Annotated in this window: 14 protein-coding genes and 1 pseudogene; 5 read left to right on the forward strand and 10 right to left on the reverse strand. The window is 72.4% G+C overall.

Annotated features, from left to right (window positions below):
- Positions 1–33: 33 nt before the first annotated feature.
- Positions 34–1716, reverse strand: a pseudogene (locus ACQPXG_RS11565) (cytochrome c oxidase assembly protein); the annotation flags it as partial.
- Positions 1717–1850: 134 nt separating this feature from the next.
- Here ACQPXG_RS11565 and ACQPXG_RS11570 point away from each other — a divergent pair.
- Positions 1851–3272 (forward strand): SPFH domain-containing protein, encoded by a 1422-nt coding sequence (locus tag ACQPXG_RS11570; RefSeq protein WP_433467647.1) that lies wholly within the window; start codon positions 1851–1853, stop codon positions 3270–3272.
- Here ACQPXG_RS11570 and ACQPXG_RS11575 read toward each other — a convergent pair.
- Genes ACQPXG_RS11575 through ACQPXG_RS11595 form a run of 5 tightly spaced genes read right to left on the reverse strand, consistent with a single transcriptional unit; the run spans position 3241 to position 7123 of the window.
- Complete coding sequence (locus tag ACQPXG_RS11575) at positions 3241–4443, reverse strand: cytochrome P450 (RefSeq protein WP_433467648.1); 1203 nt, start codon at positions 4441–4443, stop codon at positions 3241–3243. The two genes, ACQPXG_RS11570 and ACQPXG_RS11575, sit on opposite strands and share 32 nt — an antisense overlap.
- Complete coding sequence (locus tag ACQPXG_RS11580; RefSeq protein ID WP_433467649.1) at positions 4440–5039, reverse strand: GTP-binding protein; 600 nt, start codon at positions 5037–5039, stop codon at positions 4440–4442. Before ACQPXG_RS11580 ends, ACQPXG_RS11575 begins: the two co-directional genes overlap by 4 nt.
- Entirely contained in the window at positions 5017–5373 is a 357-nt protein-coding gene (locus tag ACQPXG_RS11585; RefSeq protein WP_433467650.1) for a DUF742 domain-containing protein, read from the reverse strand. The genes ACQPXG_RS11580 and ACQPXG_RS11585 overlap by 23 nt, the downstream gene beginning before the upstream one ends.
- Entirely contained in the window at positions 5370–5804 is a 435-nt protein-coding gene (locus ACQPXG_RS11590; RefSeq protein ID WP_433467651.1) for a roadblock/LC7 domain-containing protein, read from the reverse strand. Before ACQPXG_RS11590 ends, ACQPXG_RS11585 begins: the two co-directional genes overlap by 4 nt.
- On the reverse strand, positions 5801–7123 hold the full coding sequence (locus ACQPXG_RS11595) for an ATP-binding protein (RefSeq protein ID WP_433467652.1): 1323 nt from the start codon (positions 7121–7123) through the stop codon (positions 5801–5803). Before ACQPXG_RS11595 ends, ACQPXG_RS11590 begins: the two co-directional genes overlap by 4 nt.
- A 314-nt stretch (positions 7124–7437) precedes the next feature.
- On the opposite strand from ACQPXG_RS11595, the gene ACQPXG_RS11600 reads away from it, so the two are divergent.
- Together ACQPXG_RS11600 and ACQPXG_RS11605 are read left to right on the forward strand one after the other, a co-directional pair.
- Positions 7438–8274, forward strand: coding sequence for a helix-turn-helix domain-containing protein (locus tag ACQPXG_RS11600; protein WP_433467653.1), 837 nt, complete (start codon positions 7438–7440; stop codon positions 8272–8274).
- Positions 8275–8346: 72 nt separating this feature from the next.
- The gene (locus ACQPXG_RS11605; protein WP_433467654.1) at positions 8347–9093 is read left to right on the forward strand and encodes a hypothetical protein; all 747 of its coding nucleotides are present in this window, start codon (positions 8347–8349) and stop codon (positions 9091–9093) included.
- Here ACQPXG_RS11605 and ACQPXG_RS11610 read toward each other — a convergent pair.
- Both ACQPXG_RS11610 and ACQPXG_RS11615 read right to left on the reverse strand, forming a co-directional pair.
- Positions 8992–10041, reverse strand: coding sequence for a phosphotransferase (locus ACQPXG_RS11610; RefSeq protein ID WP_433467655.1), 1050 nt, complete (start codon positions 10039–10041; stop codon positions 8992–8994). The two genes, ACQPXG_RS11605 and ACQPXG_RS11610, sit on opposite strands and share 102 nt — an antisense overlap.
- Positions 10042–10141: 100 nt before the next feature.
- Positions 10142–12562, reverse strand: coding sequence for a tetratricopeptide repeat protein (locus ACQPXG_RS11615; protein ID WP_433467656.1), 2421 nt, complete (start codon positions 12560–12562; stop codon positions 10142–10144).
- A 168-nt stretch (positions 12563–12730) separates the two neighbouring features.
- Here ACQPXG_RS11615 and ACQPXG_RS11620 point away from each other — a divergent pair, with 168 nt between their 5' ends.
- On the forward strand, positions 12731–13981 hold the full coding sequence (locus ACQPXG_RS11620) for an FAD-binding protein (protein ID WP_433467657.1): 1251 nt from the start codon (positions 12731–12733) through the stop codon (positions 13979–13981).
- A gap of 190 nt (positions 13982–14171) precedes the next feature.
- Positions 14172–14801, forward strand: coding sequence for an HNH endonuclease family protein (locus tag ACQPXG_RS11625; protein ID WP_433467658.1), 630 nt, complete (start codon positions 14172–14174; stop codon positions 14799–14801).
- Here ACQPXG_RS11625 and ACQPXG_RS11630 read toward each other — a convergent pair.
- Both ACQPXG_RS11630 and ACQPXG_RS11635 read right to left on the reverse strand, forming a co-directional pair.
- Positions 14776–16035 carry a sensor histidine kinase gene (locus tag ACQPXG_RS11630; RefSeq protein ID WP_433467659.1) on the reverse strand — a complete coding sequence of 420 codons (1260 nt, stop codon included), beginning with the start codon at positions 16033–16035 and terminating at the stop codon, positions 14776–14778. The two genes, ACQPXG_RS11625 and ACQPXG_RS11630, sit on opposite strands and share 26 nt — an antisense overlap.
- Entirely contained in the window at positions 16032–16688 is a 657-nt protein-coding gene (locus tag ACQPXG_RS11635; protein ID WP_433467660.1) for a response regulator transcription factor, read from the reverse strand. Before ACQPXG_RS11635 ends, ACQPXG_RS11630 begins: the two co-directional genes overlap by 4 nt.
- Positions 16689–16779 lie beyond the last annotated feature (91 nt).

Here is a 16779-nt window from a genome sequence, read left to right on the forward strand (position 1 = left end):
GGCGATCGTGACGGCGGCGGTGGCCGTCCAGAGAAGCAGGACGCCGTGGTGCTGGTCGTCCAGCGGTGACGCGCCCCAGCGGCGGCCCAGGTACTCGTACCAGTGGCCGAAGACGGTCCCGTCCCGCATCAGCGCCGTCCCGGCGATGACGTGGAGCGGCAGGACGGCGAACGGCATCAGCGTGCCGGTCGTCCCGTGGAAGTACGCCAGGCCGACGACCAGGAAGGCGACCATCGCGAGCGAGTGCAGCGCGTGGTTGCCGAGGGACGGCCCGAACAGCGGCGACGGGTACCACGCGTAGAGGCTGAGCAGGAGCAGCAGCGACGAGACGACCGGGTGGCCGAGCACGCGCACCCCCCGGCATCCGGCGGCGGCCGCGACCAGCCGCCGGCTCTCGCCCCGCGTCGCCTTGAGCGCCAGCTGGACCGGTGCCCCGTAGAGCAGCAGCGCGGGCGCCACCAGACCGACGAGAACGTGCTGCAGGGCATGGGCGCTGAACAGCACCATGCTGTACCGGGAGAGCCCGCCGCACGTGGCGAGCAGCACAACAAGGAGCCCGGCGTCCCAGGAGGCGATCCGCCGCCACGGCCAGTCGCCCACCCGAGCGACGCCCGCCCCGTACAGGCCGGCGCCGGCCAGGATCAGCACGAAGAACAGCGGGTCGATCCACCAGTCCGTCAGGTAGGGGCCGAGCCCGGCGGGACCGGGCAGCGGGAACCCGAGGCGCAGCGTGACCGGGTTGGTCGTGTCGGGGAGATTTTCCGGCGGGGGCGTGCGGGACAGCCCGGTGGCGAGCGCCATCGTCGCCGTCATGACCAGGATCTCGACGGTCCCGAGGCGCAGGAACGGCCGCGCGCCCCTGCCGTCCCGCAGCGCGGGGATCGTGGCGCGACGGTGCCACCACCCCAGCCCGCCGAGAACGGCGAGCGCGACGCCCTTCGCGACCACCAGCATCCCGTACCGCGAGCCGAGGTGGACGCCGCCGAGCCGCACCCAGGCGTTCACGGCGCCGCTGACCCCGACGACGGCGAACGACACGAGCGCCAGCCCGCTGTAGCGCCCGACGACCTCGGGGAGCCGGTCGCGGACGTACGGCGCGACGGTGACCAGGGCGACGAGCCCGCCGATCCACAGCGCGACTCCCGCGACGTGGGCGACGAGGCTGTAGACGGCGAGCGCGTGGTTCGCGCCGCTCGCGGCGTGCCCGGTGAACAGCGGCGGCAGCATCCCGGCGAGCGCCCCGGCGAGCAGGTAGCCGGCGCCGCCGCCGGCGCGGGGCGTGCTCGCCGCGACCGACAGGACGACCGCGACGGCGAGGACGAGGAGCAGCGCCCGGCCCTGCGGCAGCTCGATGAGGAACGTCCGCATCATGTCGCCGGTGACGCCCGTGAGGCCGGTCCCGAACAGGTCCAGGACGCTGAACACGATCAGCGCGAGGGTGCACACGGCCCAGGCCATCGCCGTCAGGGACGCGGCACTCAGGCAGCGCCGGCCGGCCTCGGAGGACCCGGGGACGAACACGGCGGCGACCAGCAGCCACCCCGCGGTGAGGACGGCGGCGACGTCGCCGCCGAGCTTCGCGACCGAGAGGCCGACCTTGGCCAGCGCCCCCGACTGGGACAGCCCCGGCGTCGCGGATTCGCTGAACGCGCCGCCCAGCCGCACGACGAGCGCGAGGACGACCAGCGCGATCGCCGCGGCGCCGATGACGAGCATCGGCTTGTCGGTCCGGGGTTCCGGTGCCGCCTCGCAGGCCCGTGTCGCCTCATGTGTCGTCACGGCCGGAAATACGCGCACACCGGCCCGAGGGGTTCATTAATGTATCGGCCAAGCCGATCCCGAGGAGCGAGATGAGCGCCCCCGACCAGGGAAACACATATCTGGAGAAGGTCGTCGCGCAGCAGGCGGTTCTGGAGGACGACCTGAGGGCCCGGCGCTCCCAGCCGGCGCCGCCCGCCGCGCCCGGCGCGGTTCCGCCGCCGCCGGGCCCGCTGGCCAAACGCGACCGGGCGCTCGGCGGCGGGGCGGGCGACCGTCCGGCGCCCGGCCCGGTGGACGTGCGGATCAGCGGGTTCTGGCGGTGGAAGAACGTGCTCGTCCCGCCGAACGCGTTCGTCGTGCACACCCGGCGGGGGCGGCCCGAGCCGCTGCACGTCGGGCTCGGGGTCTCGTTCCGGTTCAACCCGTCCACCGACTCGTTCCTCGTGGTGCCGGGCGCGACGCAAACGATCCTGATCAACGCGTACTGCATCTGCCGCGAGCTGCAGGGCGTGCTCGTCCAGGGCTACGTGCAGTGGATCATCCAGGACTTCGGCGTCGCCTACCGCAAGCTCGACTTCGGTGACGCCGACGACCCGATGCGGCTGGTCAACCTGCAGCTCCGCGAGCAGGCGGAGGCGGCGATCAAGGACAAGGTCTCCACGATGGGGGTCCGGGACGTCCTCAGCGACAAGCAGCCGATCATCGAGGAGCTGACCGCCCGGCTGCGCGCGGTGGCCGAGGGCGAGGACAACAGCGACCAGGGCCTCGGCCTGCGCATCGTCACCGTGCAGATCAAGGAGGCGGTGGTCAGCTCGTCCCGGCTCTGGGAGAACCTGCAGAAGCCGTACCGGGCCGAGCAGGGGCAGATCGCGCGGCTGGCCGAGCTGCAGGCCGAGGAGGCGGTCGCGCAGCGCGAGATGGCCGCCGCCCGGATCAAGGAGACGCAGCGGCTGGAGCACGAGCGGGAGCTGGCCGAGCTGCGCGCCCGCAACGAGTCGCAGCTGTTCGACACCGAGGCGACGGAGAAGGCGCGCCGTACGCGGCGCGAGCACGACGACGCCCGTGAGGTCGCCGAGCTGCAGACGGAGACGACGCGGCACGCGCTGCGGATGGAGCGGGAGCGGCACGAGGAGGAGGCCGAGACGGGACGGCTGCGGATCGAGCGCGACCACGAGCTGGCGCGGCTCCGGACGGAGGGCGAGCTGGCCGTCGCCGACCTGCGCGCCCGGTCCCGGCACGAGCAGGCGCTCCTCGACCTGGAGCGGGACGGCGCCCGCGCCGCGCTGGAGAACGAGCGGACGCCGGCGGCCGTCCAGACGCGGCTCATCTCCGCGCTGCCGCAGATCATGGCGGCCCTGCCCAAGCCGGACGAGCTGCGCACCGTCACCGTCAACGGCGTCGACCAGACCAGCGTGGCCGGCCTGATCACCCAGCTCACCGCCGTCGTCGGAGCGCTCCGCGCCGCGTCGGAGGGTGCGGCTACGGACGGTCCCACACGGGCGGGAACGTGACCGGAAGCGCGGTCAGCGCGCGGTGGAACGGGCCGGGCCGCCATTCCAGCCGGTCCGCGGGGACGGCCAGTTCCACGTCGGGCAGCCGGTCGAGGAGCTGCTCGATCGCCACGGACGCGATGAGCCGGGAGTGGCCCTTGGCCGGGCAGGTGTGCGGCCCGCCCGCATAGGACAGGTGGGCCCGGTTGCCCTTGCGGTCGGCCGTCGCCCGGGACGGGTCGGTGTTCGCCGCCGCGTAGCTGACCAGCACGGGCTGGTGGGCGGGCAGGTGGTACCCGTGGAAGTCGATGTCCTGCCGGGGGAAGGTCGTCCCGTAGTTGGCCATCGGCGGGTCGGTCCACAGGATCTCGTCGAGGGCGTCGTCGACGGGCAGGCTGCCGCTGGACAGGTCGCCGCCGAACCGCTCGTCCGACAGCAGGAGCCGGATGCCGTTGGCGATGAGGTTCTGCTCCGGCTCGGTGCCGGCGCCGACCAGCAGGATGAGCTGGTGGACCATCTCCAGGTCGTCGAGCCCGGCGGGGTGGCTCATCATCCAGGACGTCACGTCCGCGCCCGGCTTCCGGCGCTTGTACGCCACCAGTTCGCCGGTGGCCTCCCCGAGCAGCGCGTTGCCCTCTTCGGCGGAGACGGTGTCGAAGATGGCGCTCATGCCCCGGACGAGCTTGTCGCCGATGTCGTGCGGGCAGCCGAACATCTCGTTGAAGACCAGCAGCGGCAGCGTCCGGGAGTACTGGCCGATGAGGTCGGCCTTGCCGTCGCCGGCGAACCGGTCGATGAGGGTGTCGGCGTTGCGCTGGACGTACTCGCGCAGCGACACCGGGTCGACCCGGTCCAGGCTGTCGACGATCACCGACCGCAGCCGGGCGTGGACGGCGCCGTTGGTGAACAGGGCGTTGGGCCGCGCCATCATCATCGGCAGCACCGGGCACTCGGGGCCGACCGCCGCCTCCCACACCTCGCTGGTGCGCGGGAACGTGCCGGGGTCGCGCAGGATCTCCAGCGCGGCGTCGTAGCCGAGGACGAGCGTGGCCGGGACGCCCGGCGACAGTTCGACGGGCGCGAGGTCGCCGTAGGCGCGCATCCGGGCGTAGGCGCGCTGCGGGTCCCTGGCGAACTCCTGGCCGTACAGCGCGATCCGCTCGGGTTCGGTGCGCACGTGGCCGGTGGTCATGGCGTCTCTCCCTCGTCCAGGGTGAGCAGGTGGTCGACGAGCGAGATCAGCGCCTTGGTGGACGATCTGCGGTCGCGGGCGTCGCAGGTGACGAGCGGTGTCGCCGGGGCGAGGTCGAGGGCCTCGCGGATCTCCGCGTCCGGGAACACCGGCGAGCCGTCGAAGTGGTTGACGGCCACCGCGTACGGGAGGCCCTGCTTCTCCACGATGTCCATGACGGCGAACGACTCCTTGAGCCGGGTGGTGTCCACCAGGATCAGCGCGCCGAGGGCGCCGCGCGCCAGGTCGTCCCACAGCCGGGTGAAGCGCTGCTGCCCCGGCGCGCCGAACAGGTACAGGACGAGGTCGTCGCTGAGGGTGAGGCGGCCGAAGTCCATCGCGACGGTGGTGGTCGTCTTGTCCCTGAGGCCGGCGAGGTCGTCCACGGACGCGCCGGCCTGCGTCATTCGCTCCTCGGTGCGCAGCGGGCGGATCTCCGACAGCGTCCCGACGTAGGTGGTCTTGCCGACGGCGAAGTGCCCCACGATGAGGATCTTGACGGCCGTCCGGACGCTCTCCCGCAGATAGCGCGAGTCAGAGGCGAGCGCGGAGTCCATCGAGCACCTCCTGAAGGAGCCGGACCTTCGACTGCTGGGCGGCGGGCGCGGCGGCCCGGGTGGTGAGGTGCCCGCTGTCGACGAGATCGGAGAGCAGCACCTTGGTGACCCCGACGGGCAGGCTCAGATGCCCGGAGATCTCGACGACCGACAGCGCGCCGCCGCGGCACAGCTCGACGATGCGGAGCTTCTCGGGGGACAGGCCGGTGCGCGGCAGGTCGCCGGTGGCGATCACGAGGGTGACGAGGTCGAACACGTTGCGGGTCGGGTGCGCGCGCCCGCCGGTGACGACGTGCGGGCGGACGAGGGACCGCTCATTCCGGCGCGGAGTCATGCGGGACGGCCCGCCCCGGGACGCGGCGGGCTGGTCATCTCCTTGCCCAGCCGTTGCACGAGTTCCTGGAGCCGGAACGACACGGTCTCCATGTCCACGTGCTGTGTCGCCGACACCGCCAGGTACGCGCCGGGCCCGGCGGCGACGAGGAACACGTACCCGTCGTCGAACTCGTTCACCGTCTGCCGCCAGGTCGTGTCGGCGTCCCCGCAGAACTCGGCGGTGCTGCGGGCGAGCGACTGCAGGCCCGCCATGCCCGCGGCCTGCCGTTCCGCCTCGTCCCGGCTGATCCGTTCGGAGTGCGCCATGAGCAGGCCGTCGGCCGACAGCAGGATCGCGTAGCGGGTCTCCGGCATCCGCAGCGCGTCGTCCAGCATCCAGCCGAGCCGGTTCGTACCGTGGTCCATCGCGCCGTTCCATCCCTCGTTCATGGCCGCAGATCCTTGCTCTCGATGCCCGGGCCGTCGTCGTCGGGCGATGCGGCGGCGCGGCCGGACCGGGTTCCGCGCTGCCAGGCGCCGAGGCCGGCGGCGGTGTCACGGGCCGGCCTGGCCGCCGGATGCTCCCCGGTGTCCCGCGTGCCGGTGCCGGCGTCCTCGCCGGCCGTCCCGGCGGGACGTTCGGCGACCGCGACACGACTCCGCTTGGGCAGGCCGCCCGGGGTGGAGGGGGCCTCGGCCCCGGTGGACGCGGACTGCTCCTCCGCCGGGCGGGGCGCGGCGGACGGTTCGGCCCTGCGCTGGTCCGGGACGGCGGCGAGCAGCGCGGTCGGCACGAACACGACGGCGCGGACGCCGCCGTAGGGGGAGCGGGTGTCGACCGACACCCGGAACCCGTACCGGGCGGCGAGGACGCCCGCGACCGCGAACCCGACGCGGGGCGGGTCGCCGAGCCGGTGGATGTCGACCGAGGCGTCGCCGGACAGCAGCTCGGACGCGCGCTGCATCTCCTCGACGTCCATCGCGACGCCCGCGTCGTCGATCATGATGGCGACGCCGTTGTGCGTGGCCTGGAAGTTGACCTCGACGGTGGTGTCGGGACGCGAGTGCCGGGCCGCGTTGTCCAGCAGCTCGGCGAGGGTCAGCACGATCGGCTCCACGGCCCGGCTGGTCACCGCGGTGTTCAGCGGTCCCTGCAGGTTGACGCGCAGATAGTCGCGGATGCGGCCGGTCGCGCCGCGCACCACGTCGCTCATCGAGGACGCCGAGCGCTGCTGGCCCGGCCACGACCCGCACAGCACCGCGGTGGCCTGGGCGCGCCGCCCGAGCTGGGCGTTCATGTGGTCGATGCGGAGCAGGCCCTCCAGGACGTCCGGGTCGTCGTGGCGCTCCTGCATGTGCGAGATGGCGAGCTGCTGCTCGTTGGCGAGGCTCTGCACGGCGCGCATCATCGCCCGCAGCGTCGACTTGGCGGACAGGTCGGCCCGCTCACGGACCCGCGCGGCCGAGCCGGCGAACAGCTCCATCACGGTCCGCAGCGCCTGACCGTAGGCGGGCGCCTCGCGGTCCAGGTCGTGCAGCGGGCCGGCGACGCGCACGCCGGGGTTGTGCAGGGACTCCATGAGCTCGGGCAGCCGGACGTCCGCCAGGTGCCGCAGCTCCCTTTCGCGCAGGTCGAGACCGCGGGCCAGGACGGCGTTCTGCGCGCGGAGCCCGGCCGTCTCCTGCCGCTGCCGTACCAGCTGGACGGCGGCCGCGATGCCGGCGGCCGCCACGACGACGAACGCCGCCGCCAGGAGGAATTGCTCCATCAGATCCTCCCTGCAGGGATTCGGGTGAGGTGGACCGGCCGGTTTCCACGACACCCGGCGGCCCGTCTCGTGGCTGGTGGGGGGTTTCGGACGGCGCGGATACGCCGCAGTTTCGGCACCGTAGGACGGGTGTCCGGTGCGGTGCTTGTGCCCGCGCGCAGAGAACTTGCCGCCGAGCGCATTGGAAGATCACCCACCGTCTGAATCGCACTACTTTCCGGGGTATTCGGCTGATTCGGCGACGGCGATCGTACTACTCTCACGCGAGAGCGATCTTCACGCCGGGCCTGCCCGGCCGCGGACGGAGGCCTGCGGTGGACGACGTGCTCGGCGGGCCGGCCTGGCAGGGCGCCGCCTACCGGCTCGTCCTCTACCTGGCGGACAAGGCCGAGTACGTCCGCACCGCGGGGCAGGCGCGCCGCGACCGCGGCTACCGGTTCCTGCTGCCGCTGCACGGCGAGATGCTGATGCTCCAGGACGGCCGGGAGGCCCGGCTCCGGCCGGGGACGGGCGGTCTCATCGCACCGGCGGCCCCGTTCCGGGTCGTCCAGCCGCGGCCCGCCCGCGCGCTCGTCATGACGATCCCCGCGCACGAGATGGACGGCCGGCTGAGCGCCCCGTCCCTCCCGGTGACCGGGCTCGACCTGTCCACTGGCCTCGGCCGCGTCGTCGCCGACATGGTGCGGGCCGTCGGCGAGGAACGCGGGGCGCTCACCGAGCCGCAGTTCGACGCCGCCTGCGACCGGATCACCGAGCTGCTGTGCCTGCTCCTCGGCGGCGGCGAGCATCCGCCCGCGCCCGGCCATCTCGCCGAGGTGGAGGCGGTCGTGCGCCGCTACGTCCGCGAGCACGCCACCGACCCCGGCCTCACCGGCGCCGCGATGGCGCAGGACCTCGGCTGGTCGCTGCGCCAGGTGCAGCTCGCGCTGCAGCGGGCCGGGACCACGCCGCGCGAGCTGATCCGCGAGGAGCGGCTGCGGCTCGTCCGGGACCGGCTGCGCAACCCGCTCGACCGGCACGTCACCATCACCGACCTCGCGCACGCCACCGGGTTCTCCTCCGCCAGCGCGCTCAGCCACGCGTTCCGGCAGCGCTTCGGCGTCAGCCCGCGCGAACTCCGCCGTCACGGCGCCCGCGGCGTGTCCCACTAGCCGGGCGTTCCGTACTCCCCATGTGTGTCCCATGACATGGACGGCGGGCCCGTTGAGGCGTTCACTCGTACCGTGGACGCACCGCTCGACCGCGCCCCCGCGGGCGCCCTCGCGACCTGGTCGGGGCTGAACTGCTCCGTCCTCTTCTGCGACGTCGCCGGGTTCGGCGACCCCTCCCGCGATGACGACGACCGCAGGGTCGTCCGCGACGTCACCTACGGTGTCCTGCTGTCCGCGCTGGACGCCTCGGGCGTCGCGTCCGCGGACCTCTACCGCGAGGACCGCGGCGACGGAGCGCTGGTCGTCGTCTCGCCCGCCGTCCCCACCGCGTCCCTCGTCGACCCGCTCGCCGGCCACCTGGCCGCGGCGCTCCGCGGGCACAACTACCGCGCGAGCCACGCCGTCCGCGTCCAGCTCCGCGTCGCCCTGCACGTCGGCCCGGTCATCCCGGACGCCGAGGGCCTGGGCGGCCAGGTCATCATCCAGACGGCCCGCCTGCTGGAGGCCCCCGTCCTGAAGACGGCGCTCGCCGCCTCGGGCGCCGACCTGGGCTTCATCGTCTCACCGTTCGTCTACGACGCCTTCGTCGCGCACCTGCACGGCCCGATCGATCCGCGAGCCTTCGAACGCGTCTCGGTAACGGTCAAGGAGACCACCACCGACGCCTGGATGTACCTGGCCGGCGCAGGCGACCGTCCCGCCGCCCCCGCGCCGCGCTCACCCGACGGTGACGGCCCCAACGGCGCCACCATCTTCAGCGGCGACGTTCAGGTCCGGGGCGACCTGGTCCTCGGCGACAAAATCATTCACGAACGCTAGGCCGCCGTCCCCCCACCGTTCCTCGACTCCGGGCAAAAGCCGGGCCCACTTGTCCGGCGAACGCGAAACGGCGAGATTCCGGATGGCCGTGAAGCGGAACAGCCATGCCAGTGCGTCCGCCGAGAGCCCGGTGCCGGACTCGGACCGATAGGCGTCAAGGAAAACGTCCGTCAGATCCCAGCGCGGAGCGTCCGGCCACCCGTTGGCCAGATGAAGGGCCGCCAAGGTCACGTCATACCACTGGACGTCCCAGTGCGCCCGGTCCCAATCGACGATCTCCACGACCCCACCGTCCCGCACCAGGATGTTCTCGGTCCGCAGATCGTGGTGCGTGAGCCCCTCGGGTCCGAGATCCAGGCTCCGCCGCTCGGCCCGCAGCCGGTCGAGCCCGGCACTGACCATGTCGATGTGTCTGGGAATGCGGTCTCGTGTCCGCATATCGCTGACCACGGCGTCGCTCTGCCCGAGGACGTCCAAGAGCGGCCAGTCGTAAACCCGCAGGTTGTGCGCGGGAGTGCGCAGGACGGCGGCATCCATGGTGCTCGATGTCCGATGGACGATCGCCAGCTTCCGGGCGGTGTCCCTGACCAGTGATGACGAAAGCCAGTCGGGGCTTTGATCGTGTTCGGTATAGGAGCGGACGAACCAGCGATTGCCCAGCCCCGTCACCCAGTCACGGCCACCCCGGCGAGGGCGGACCGGTGGCCGCACCACTGATTGCGGGTCGCCGTCTCCCAGTGCGCGCAGGATGGCGAACTGGCGGTGGAATGGAACCCGCCCACGCTCCTTGCGCACCTTTGATGCCACATACATCCGGTCGCCATTCCGATACGTATAGTGCAGGCTGTAGTGCCGGCGCGGAGGACCGTCGAACTCGGGGTTCTGGTGGCCGTAATGCCATCTGAGAATCCCACGACAAGTGAGAAAACGGTCATTCGGATCGAGCAAGGCACGTCCCAGGTGATTGCGTCCGTGCCTCGCTTAGGCCCGGACGGCAATTTCACCACACCGGCCCCATTGATTGTGCAGAACCCAAATATCCCCGCGGCTAAGAGTTCCCAAGAAGCTTCTCAACCTCGTGGGTGATCGTCTTGGCCTCGGTGCGGGCGGCCGCGGCCTCGTCCGGCGCGTCGACCGCGTCGCAGATCCGGGCCAGCAGGCTGAGCGCCTTGATCTCCTCGTGCCGGACGCCGATCTGCGCGGCGAGGTCCCTCGCGCGCCGGGCCTGGATCATCGCCTCGGCCGGCCGGTCCAGGCGCAGGAGGATCTCGCCCAGGTTGCGCAGCGTGACGACCTTCCCGAAGCGGTGCCCGACATCGTCCTCCAGGCTCAGGCCGCGATCGGCCGTCCGCAGCGCCTTCTCGGCCAGGCCCATCTGGAGGTACACCTTGCTGAGCAGGTCGAGGGACCCGGCGCTGCCGCGCCTGTCACCGATCATGTAGCAGAGCCGGAGCGAACGCTTCGCCGCGCGACGCGCCCCGTCGAGCCGGCCGGTGTTGAGTTCGATGAGCCCGAGGGCGTTCAGGACATTGGCCTCGCCGTGCCGGTCCCCGATCTCTCTGCGGATCTTGAGGGCGCGTTCGGCGGACGCGAGCGACTCGCTGGTCCGGCCCGGTCCGTAGTAGATCCTGGCCAGGTTGTCGAGCGTCTCGGCCTCGCCCCGCAGGTCCCCGATCTCCTTACGGATCTCCAGGGCCTCCGTGGCGCACCCGTAGGCCTCGTCGTACTCGCTGAGACCCTGGTAGCCCCGGGCCAGGGTGTCGAGCGTGGTCGCCTCGGCATGCCGGTCGCTGATCTCCCGGCGGATGTCCAGTGCCTGCCTGCCGAGTTCCAGGGCCATCCTGTAGTCGCTGAGCTGGAGGTGCGTCCGCGCCATGTTGTCCAGAACGGCCGACTCGCCGTAGCGGTCCTCGGTCTCGATGGTGAGCCGCAGCGATGACGCGGCCTCCAGGAGCGCCTCCTGGGTCTGGCCGAGCTCTCGATAGATGACCGCGATGTGGTGATGCATGAAGAAGCGGGCGAGCGGGTTGGCTCCCCGTTGGGCGGCCTCCAGGCCGAGACGGTGGACCTCCAGGTTCTCGTGGCAGTACCGGCGCAGCTCGAAGAAGTCGTAGACGGCGTCGGCCAGTTCCCAGGTCAGCTGGTTCCATTCGAGGCGGGCGACCTGCCGGACGAGCTCGGTCAGGTTCTGCTGTTCGGCGGCGAACCATTCGAGGTGGCGGGCCCGTTCGGCAGGGTCCGGGTCCACCGGCGGCGCGGTCAGCTCCTGGCGGATCGTCCGGCGGTACCTGTCGAGGAACCGCCCGGCCTGCTGGGCGGTGGTGAGGTAGCACATCGCGAGCCGCTGTATCGCCGCCGTCCGGACGAGGGAGGAGTCCTCCTTGAACGCCCTGCTGTGCGCGTACTCGCGAAGGAGGTCGTGAAGGTGGTAGCGGCCGCGCTCGATCTCCTGGACGAGCCCGGCGGTCTCCAGCCGGTCGAGCAGACGCTGGGCGGCCTCCGGTGTGGTGCCCAGCAGCGCCCCCACCGCCTGCGGCGCGACGTTCGGCCCCTCCACCAGCCCGAGGAGCCGGAAGGCGCGCTGCAACTCCCGGGCAAGGCTTCGGTAGGACAGGTCGAAGGCGGCGCCGACGGCCTCGCCCGGGTCCTCGCCCAGGGCCAGCTTCGACAGCCGGTCGCCTTCGGCCAGGGCGTGCACGGTGTCGGCCACCGACTGCTGGGGGCGGGTGGCGAGGTTCGCGGCGGCCACGCGGAGTGCCAGCGGAAGCCGTGCGCACATCTGGACGAGTTCCGCGGTGGCGTCCGGCTCCTCCAGGGTCCGCTTGTGCCCGGCGACCTCGCCGACCAGTTCGAACGCCTCCTCTTCCGACAGAAGGTCCAGTGCCGTCGCCCGGGCGCCGCTTCTCGCCACGAGGGCGGTGAGTTTCCGCCGGGCGGTCACCACGACGACGCAGGACGACGTGCCGGGCAGCAGCGGGTGGACCTGCTGCGCGTTCGCGGCGTCGTCCAAGACGATCAGCACGTGCTTGTCGGCCAGCCGCGAGCGGTAGAGCGCGGCGAGTTCGTCCTCGTCGACCGGCAGCCGGCTGGACGGCACCCGCAGCGTCCGCAGCGCCTGGCCGAGCGCCTCGCGCGGTGGGAGCGCGCCCCGTCTGGAGTGGCCGCGCAGATCGATGAAGAGCTGCCCGTCGGGGAAGTGGTCGGAGACCAGGTGCGCCCAGTGCACCGCCAGCGCCGTCTTGCCGATGCCGGGCATGCCGGTGAGCGCGATGATCACCGGGGCCGGGCCGGCCGTTCGCACGAGGGCGTTGAGCTGGGCGAGGACCGCGTGCCGCCCGGCGAATCCGGGAACGTCGAGGGGAAGCTGCCGAGGCGGTTCCTCCACGTCGGGCGCCGCGGCCATGTGAACGTGCTTGTCGCCCGAGACCAGGTCGCCTCCGGCTCTCGCCCCGCCGAGATAGGTCGTCATGCCGGGCCCTCCGCGGTTAGATCGACCTGAGCTCACCGTAACCTGGGACGATCTGCTAGCACTGCGGACAAATGCACACACGGGCCGAGCGGGGACGTACGGTGCCGGTGTGGATCACCGTGAGGCCGTGGCGTGTCGCCCGGCCGGGCCGGCCGGGAGGCGGAGCCGATGACGCATGAGCGCCTTGCCAACTGGGCGGGGAACGTCGTGTACGGGGCCGCGCGGACGTATCGGCCGGAGTCCGTGGACGAACTGCGCCGTGTCGTCGCGCGAAGCGGGCGGGTGCGGGCGCTGGGGAGCGGGCACTCGTTCAGCCGCGTCGCCGCCACCACGGGGGATCTCGTCCTCCTCGACGGGCTGCCGCCCATGGTCGAGATCGACACGGCGCGTTCGAGGGTGACCGTCGGGGCCGGGATGCGCTACGCGGACGTCGCCGCCGAGCTGCACCGGAACGGGCTCGCGCTGGCGAACATGGCGTCGTTGCCGCACATCTCCGTCGCCGGGTCGTGTGCCACCGGCACGCACGGGTCCGGCGACGGCCTCCGCTCCCTGGCCGCGGCCGTGACCGCGCTGGAGCTCGCCGGCCCGGACGGCGACCTCTTCGAGCTCCGCCGCGGCACCGACGACGCCTTTCCGGGCGCGGTCGTCTCGCTCGGCGCGCTCGGGGTCGTGACCCGGCTGACGCTGGACGTCGAGCCCGCGTTCGAGGTGGAGCAGAGCGTCCGGCTGGAGGTGCCGCTCGACGATCTGGCGGCGCGGTTCGACGAGGTCTTCGGCGCCGCCTACAGCGTCAGCGCGTTCACCGACTGGCGCAGCGGCGAGGCCAGGGTGTGGCTCAAGCGCCGCACCGGCCGTCCCGAGCCGGCCTGGGCCGGTGGGCGTGAGGCCCCCGGGCCGGAGCATCCGGTGCCGGGCATGGCGCCGGCGTTCTGCACCGTCCAGCTGGGAATTCCCGGCCCGTGGCACGAGCGCCTTCCCCATTTCCGCCCGCAGATGACCCCGAGTGCGGGCGACGAGCTCCAGTCCGAATGGTTCCTGCCCCGGGACGCGGCGCCGGCGGCCCTCGCCGCGGTCCGCGCGATCGCCGGGCGGGTCGCGCCGGTTCTGCACATCTCCGAGATCCGCACCGTCCGCGGCGACGATCTATGGCTGAGCCCGGCGTACGGCCGGGACACGGTGACCCTCCATTTCACGTGGCGCGACGACCCCGGCGGGGTGCTGCCCGTGGTCGCGGAGCTGGAGAAGAGGCTCGTGCCGCTGGGCGCCCGGCCGCACTGGGGCAAGATCACAACCATGCCCGCCGCGGAGATCATCGCCCGCTACGAGCGGGCCGGCGATTTTGCTCGGCTGGCGAGCAAAATCGATCCGGCGGGGAAGTTCCGGAACGCCTTCGTGGCCGCGCTGTTCCCGCCCGAGTGAGGGTCGCCGCAGGTCAGGAAAAGGGCCGTGGGGGCGTACGGCAGCTTCCGACCAATGCCCGGGCCACGGCTGGGGAATTGTGACATTTATTGGCATTTGCCGTAAATGACACTGTCGCAGTGCCACCGTTCCCGCCCCCGCAGGGCGCCCCCGGCCCTGGCCGGGAACGGCCGCAGAAGGGCTCCCCCCGATGCGACGTCTGCTCCTGTTCTCGCTTCCGGCCCTCCTGGGCGCGGCACTGATCGGCGTCCTGGAGACGCCGGCGTCCGCCACCCCGCCCAACATCCCGTCCGCCGCCACGGCCACGTCCCGGCTCTCCACGCTCACGGTCGCCGCCGAATCGCACCAGAGCACCTACGACCGCGACCTGTTCCCGCACTGGATCACGATCTCCGGGTCGTGCAACACGCGCGAGACCGTCCTGAAGCGGGACGGGACCAACGTCGTCACCGACTCGTCCTGCGCCGCGACGTCCGGCTCCTGGTACTCGCCCTACGACGGCGCCACCTGGACGGCCGCGTCCGATCTGGACATCGACCACATGGTGCCGCTCGCCGAGGCATGGGCGTCCGGCGCCTGGGCCTGGACCACGGACCGCCGCCGCACCTACGCCAACGACCTCGGCGGGCCCGAGCTGTGGGCCGTCACCGACAACGTCAACCAGGCGAAGAGCGACAAGGACCCCGCCGAGTGGCAGCCGTCCGTGAGCTCCTTCCGCTGCGTCTACGCCCGCGCCTGGATCCAGGTGAAGTGGTACTACGACCTCACCGTCGACAGCGCCGAGAAGAGCGCCCTCACCACGATGCTCGGGACCTGCTGAGCTCCCCGGTGTCCGCCCTCCCCGCATGGGCCGCGGGGAGGGTGACGGTGATGTGGAGGCCGCCGGTCTTGCGGGGTTCGGCGGTCACGGTGCCGTCGTGGGCGCGGACGATGGACTGGACGATCGAGAGGCCCAGTCCCGCGCCCTTGGCGGTGACGATGCGGTCGTTGTCCAGCCGCCGGAAGGGTTCGAACAGGGCCGGGATCTCGTAGGGCGGGACGGCCGGGCCCGAGTTGGCCACCTCCAGGACGGCGTGGTCGTCCTCGGTGCGGCAGGACAGGCTGACCCAGCCGGATTCGGTGTTGTGGCGCACGCCGTTCTCCAGGAGGTTCTGCACCACGCGTTCGAGGAGGAGGGCGTCGCCCATCGTCATGGCCTCGGCGGTGGCCGTCCTGACGGTGACGCCGGCGTCCTTGGCCTCGGCGGCGGTCTGGGACGCGACGTGCCCGACGACGTCCGCGAGATCGACGGGGGCCCGCGCGGTGATCTCGTTCTCCGAGCGGGCCAGCAGCAGCAGGCCGGTGATGAGGCGCTCGTGGCGCGAGTTGATCTGCAGGAGGGTCTCGCCGAGCTGCCGGACGTCCGGGGACGCCGACTCGCGGTGCATCGCGACCTCGACCAGGGCACGGCCCAGGGTGAGCGGGGTGCGGAGCTCGTGGGAGGCGTTGGCGACGAAGCGGCGCTGCCCGTCGAAGGAGCGGTCGAGGCGCTCGACCATCGAGTCGAAGGTGTCGGCGAGCTCCTTGACCTCGTCGCGGGGCCCGCGGAGGGCGATGCGCTCGTGCAGGCCGCGGTCCGCGGCGGGGGAGCCGGCGATGCGGCGGGCCGTCTCGGTGACGCGGTGCAGCGGGGTCAGGACCCGGCCGGCGATGAGCCAGCCGAAGCCCGCGGCGGCGCCGCCGACGACCAGCAGCGCGATGGAGCCCTGGGTGACGAGGGACGTGACGGCGGCGTCGTGCAGCTCCTCGCGCTGCTTCTTCATCCAGTGCTCGGAGTCCGCCAGCAGCCGGGCCTCCGCGGCGGACTGGGCGTCCTTCGGGGCGGCCTGGACGTTCTGCGGGGCGCCGGTGGACGCGGGCCCGGGGTTCAGCCGGGTCGCGAGGACCTTGGTGGTGCCCGTACGGGAGAGCTGCTGGTTGAACAGGGCGTAGGTGACGCCGAGGAGGACCAGGCCGGCGACGAGGAACACGCCGGCGTAGGTGAAGGTCAGCCTCGCGCGGAGCGACAGCCTCATGGAATCCGGTACCCCGCTCCCTTGACGGTCTCGACGACGGGCGGGTCGGCGAGCTTGCGGCGCAGCTTGAGGACGGTGAGGCGGACGGCCCCGGTGAACGGGTCGGCGTGCTCGTCCCACGCCTTCTCCAGGAGCTGCTCGGCGGACACGACGGCGCCGTCGGCGCGGAGCAGCTCGGTGAGGACGGCGAACTCCTTCTTCGCGAGGGGCACGTACCGCCCGTCCCGGAAGACCTCGCGGCGCGCCGGGTCGAGCGTGATGCCCGCGCGGTGCAGGGTGGGCGGCGCGGCGGGACGGGACCGGCGGCCGAGCGCGAGGACGCGGGCGGCCAGCTCGGGGAACGCGAACGGCTTGGTGAGGTAGTCGTCGGCGCCGAGGCCGAGACCGTCGACGCGGTCGGTGACCTCCGCCGCGGCGGTGAGCATCAGGACCCGCGCCGTCGTCCCGTCCCGCACGATCTCCCGGCACACCTCGTCGCCGTGGACGAGCGGCAGATCGCGGTCCAGGACGACCACGTCGTAGTCGTTGACGCAGACGCGCTCCAGGGCCGCGGCCCCGTCGTAGGCGAGGTCGACCGCGTGCGCGTCGTCCCGCAGCCACTCGGCGATCGCGTCGGCGAGCAGCCGTTCGTCCTCCACCACCAGCACTCTCATGAAGCCTCCTCCGATCGCCGATGGTGCCGGGCTCGGTGTTTCGTTTCCGTAAGGGGCAGCCCGCCCGGAAGCGGAAACACAGGGGAAACGC

The organism is Spirillospora sp. CA-128828, from assembly GCF_050945415.1.
Classification (GTDB): Bacteria; Actinomycetota; Actinomycetes; order Streptosporangiales; family Streptosporangiaceae; genus Spirillospora.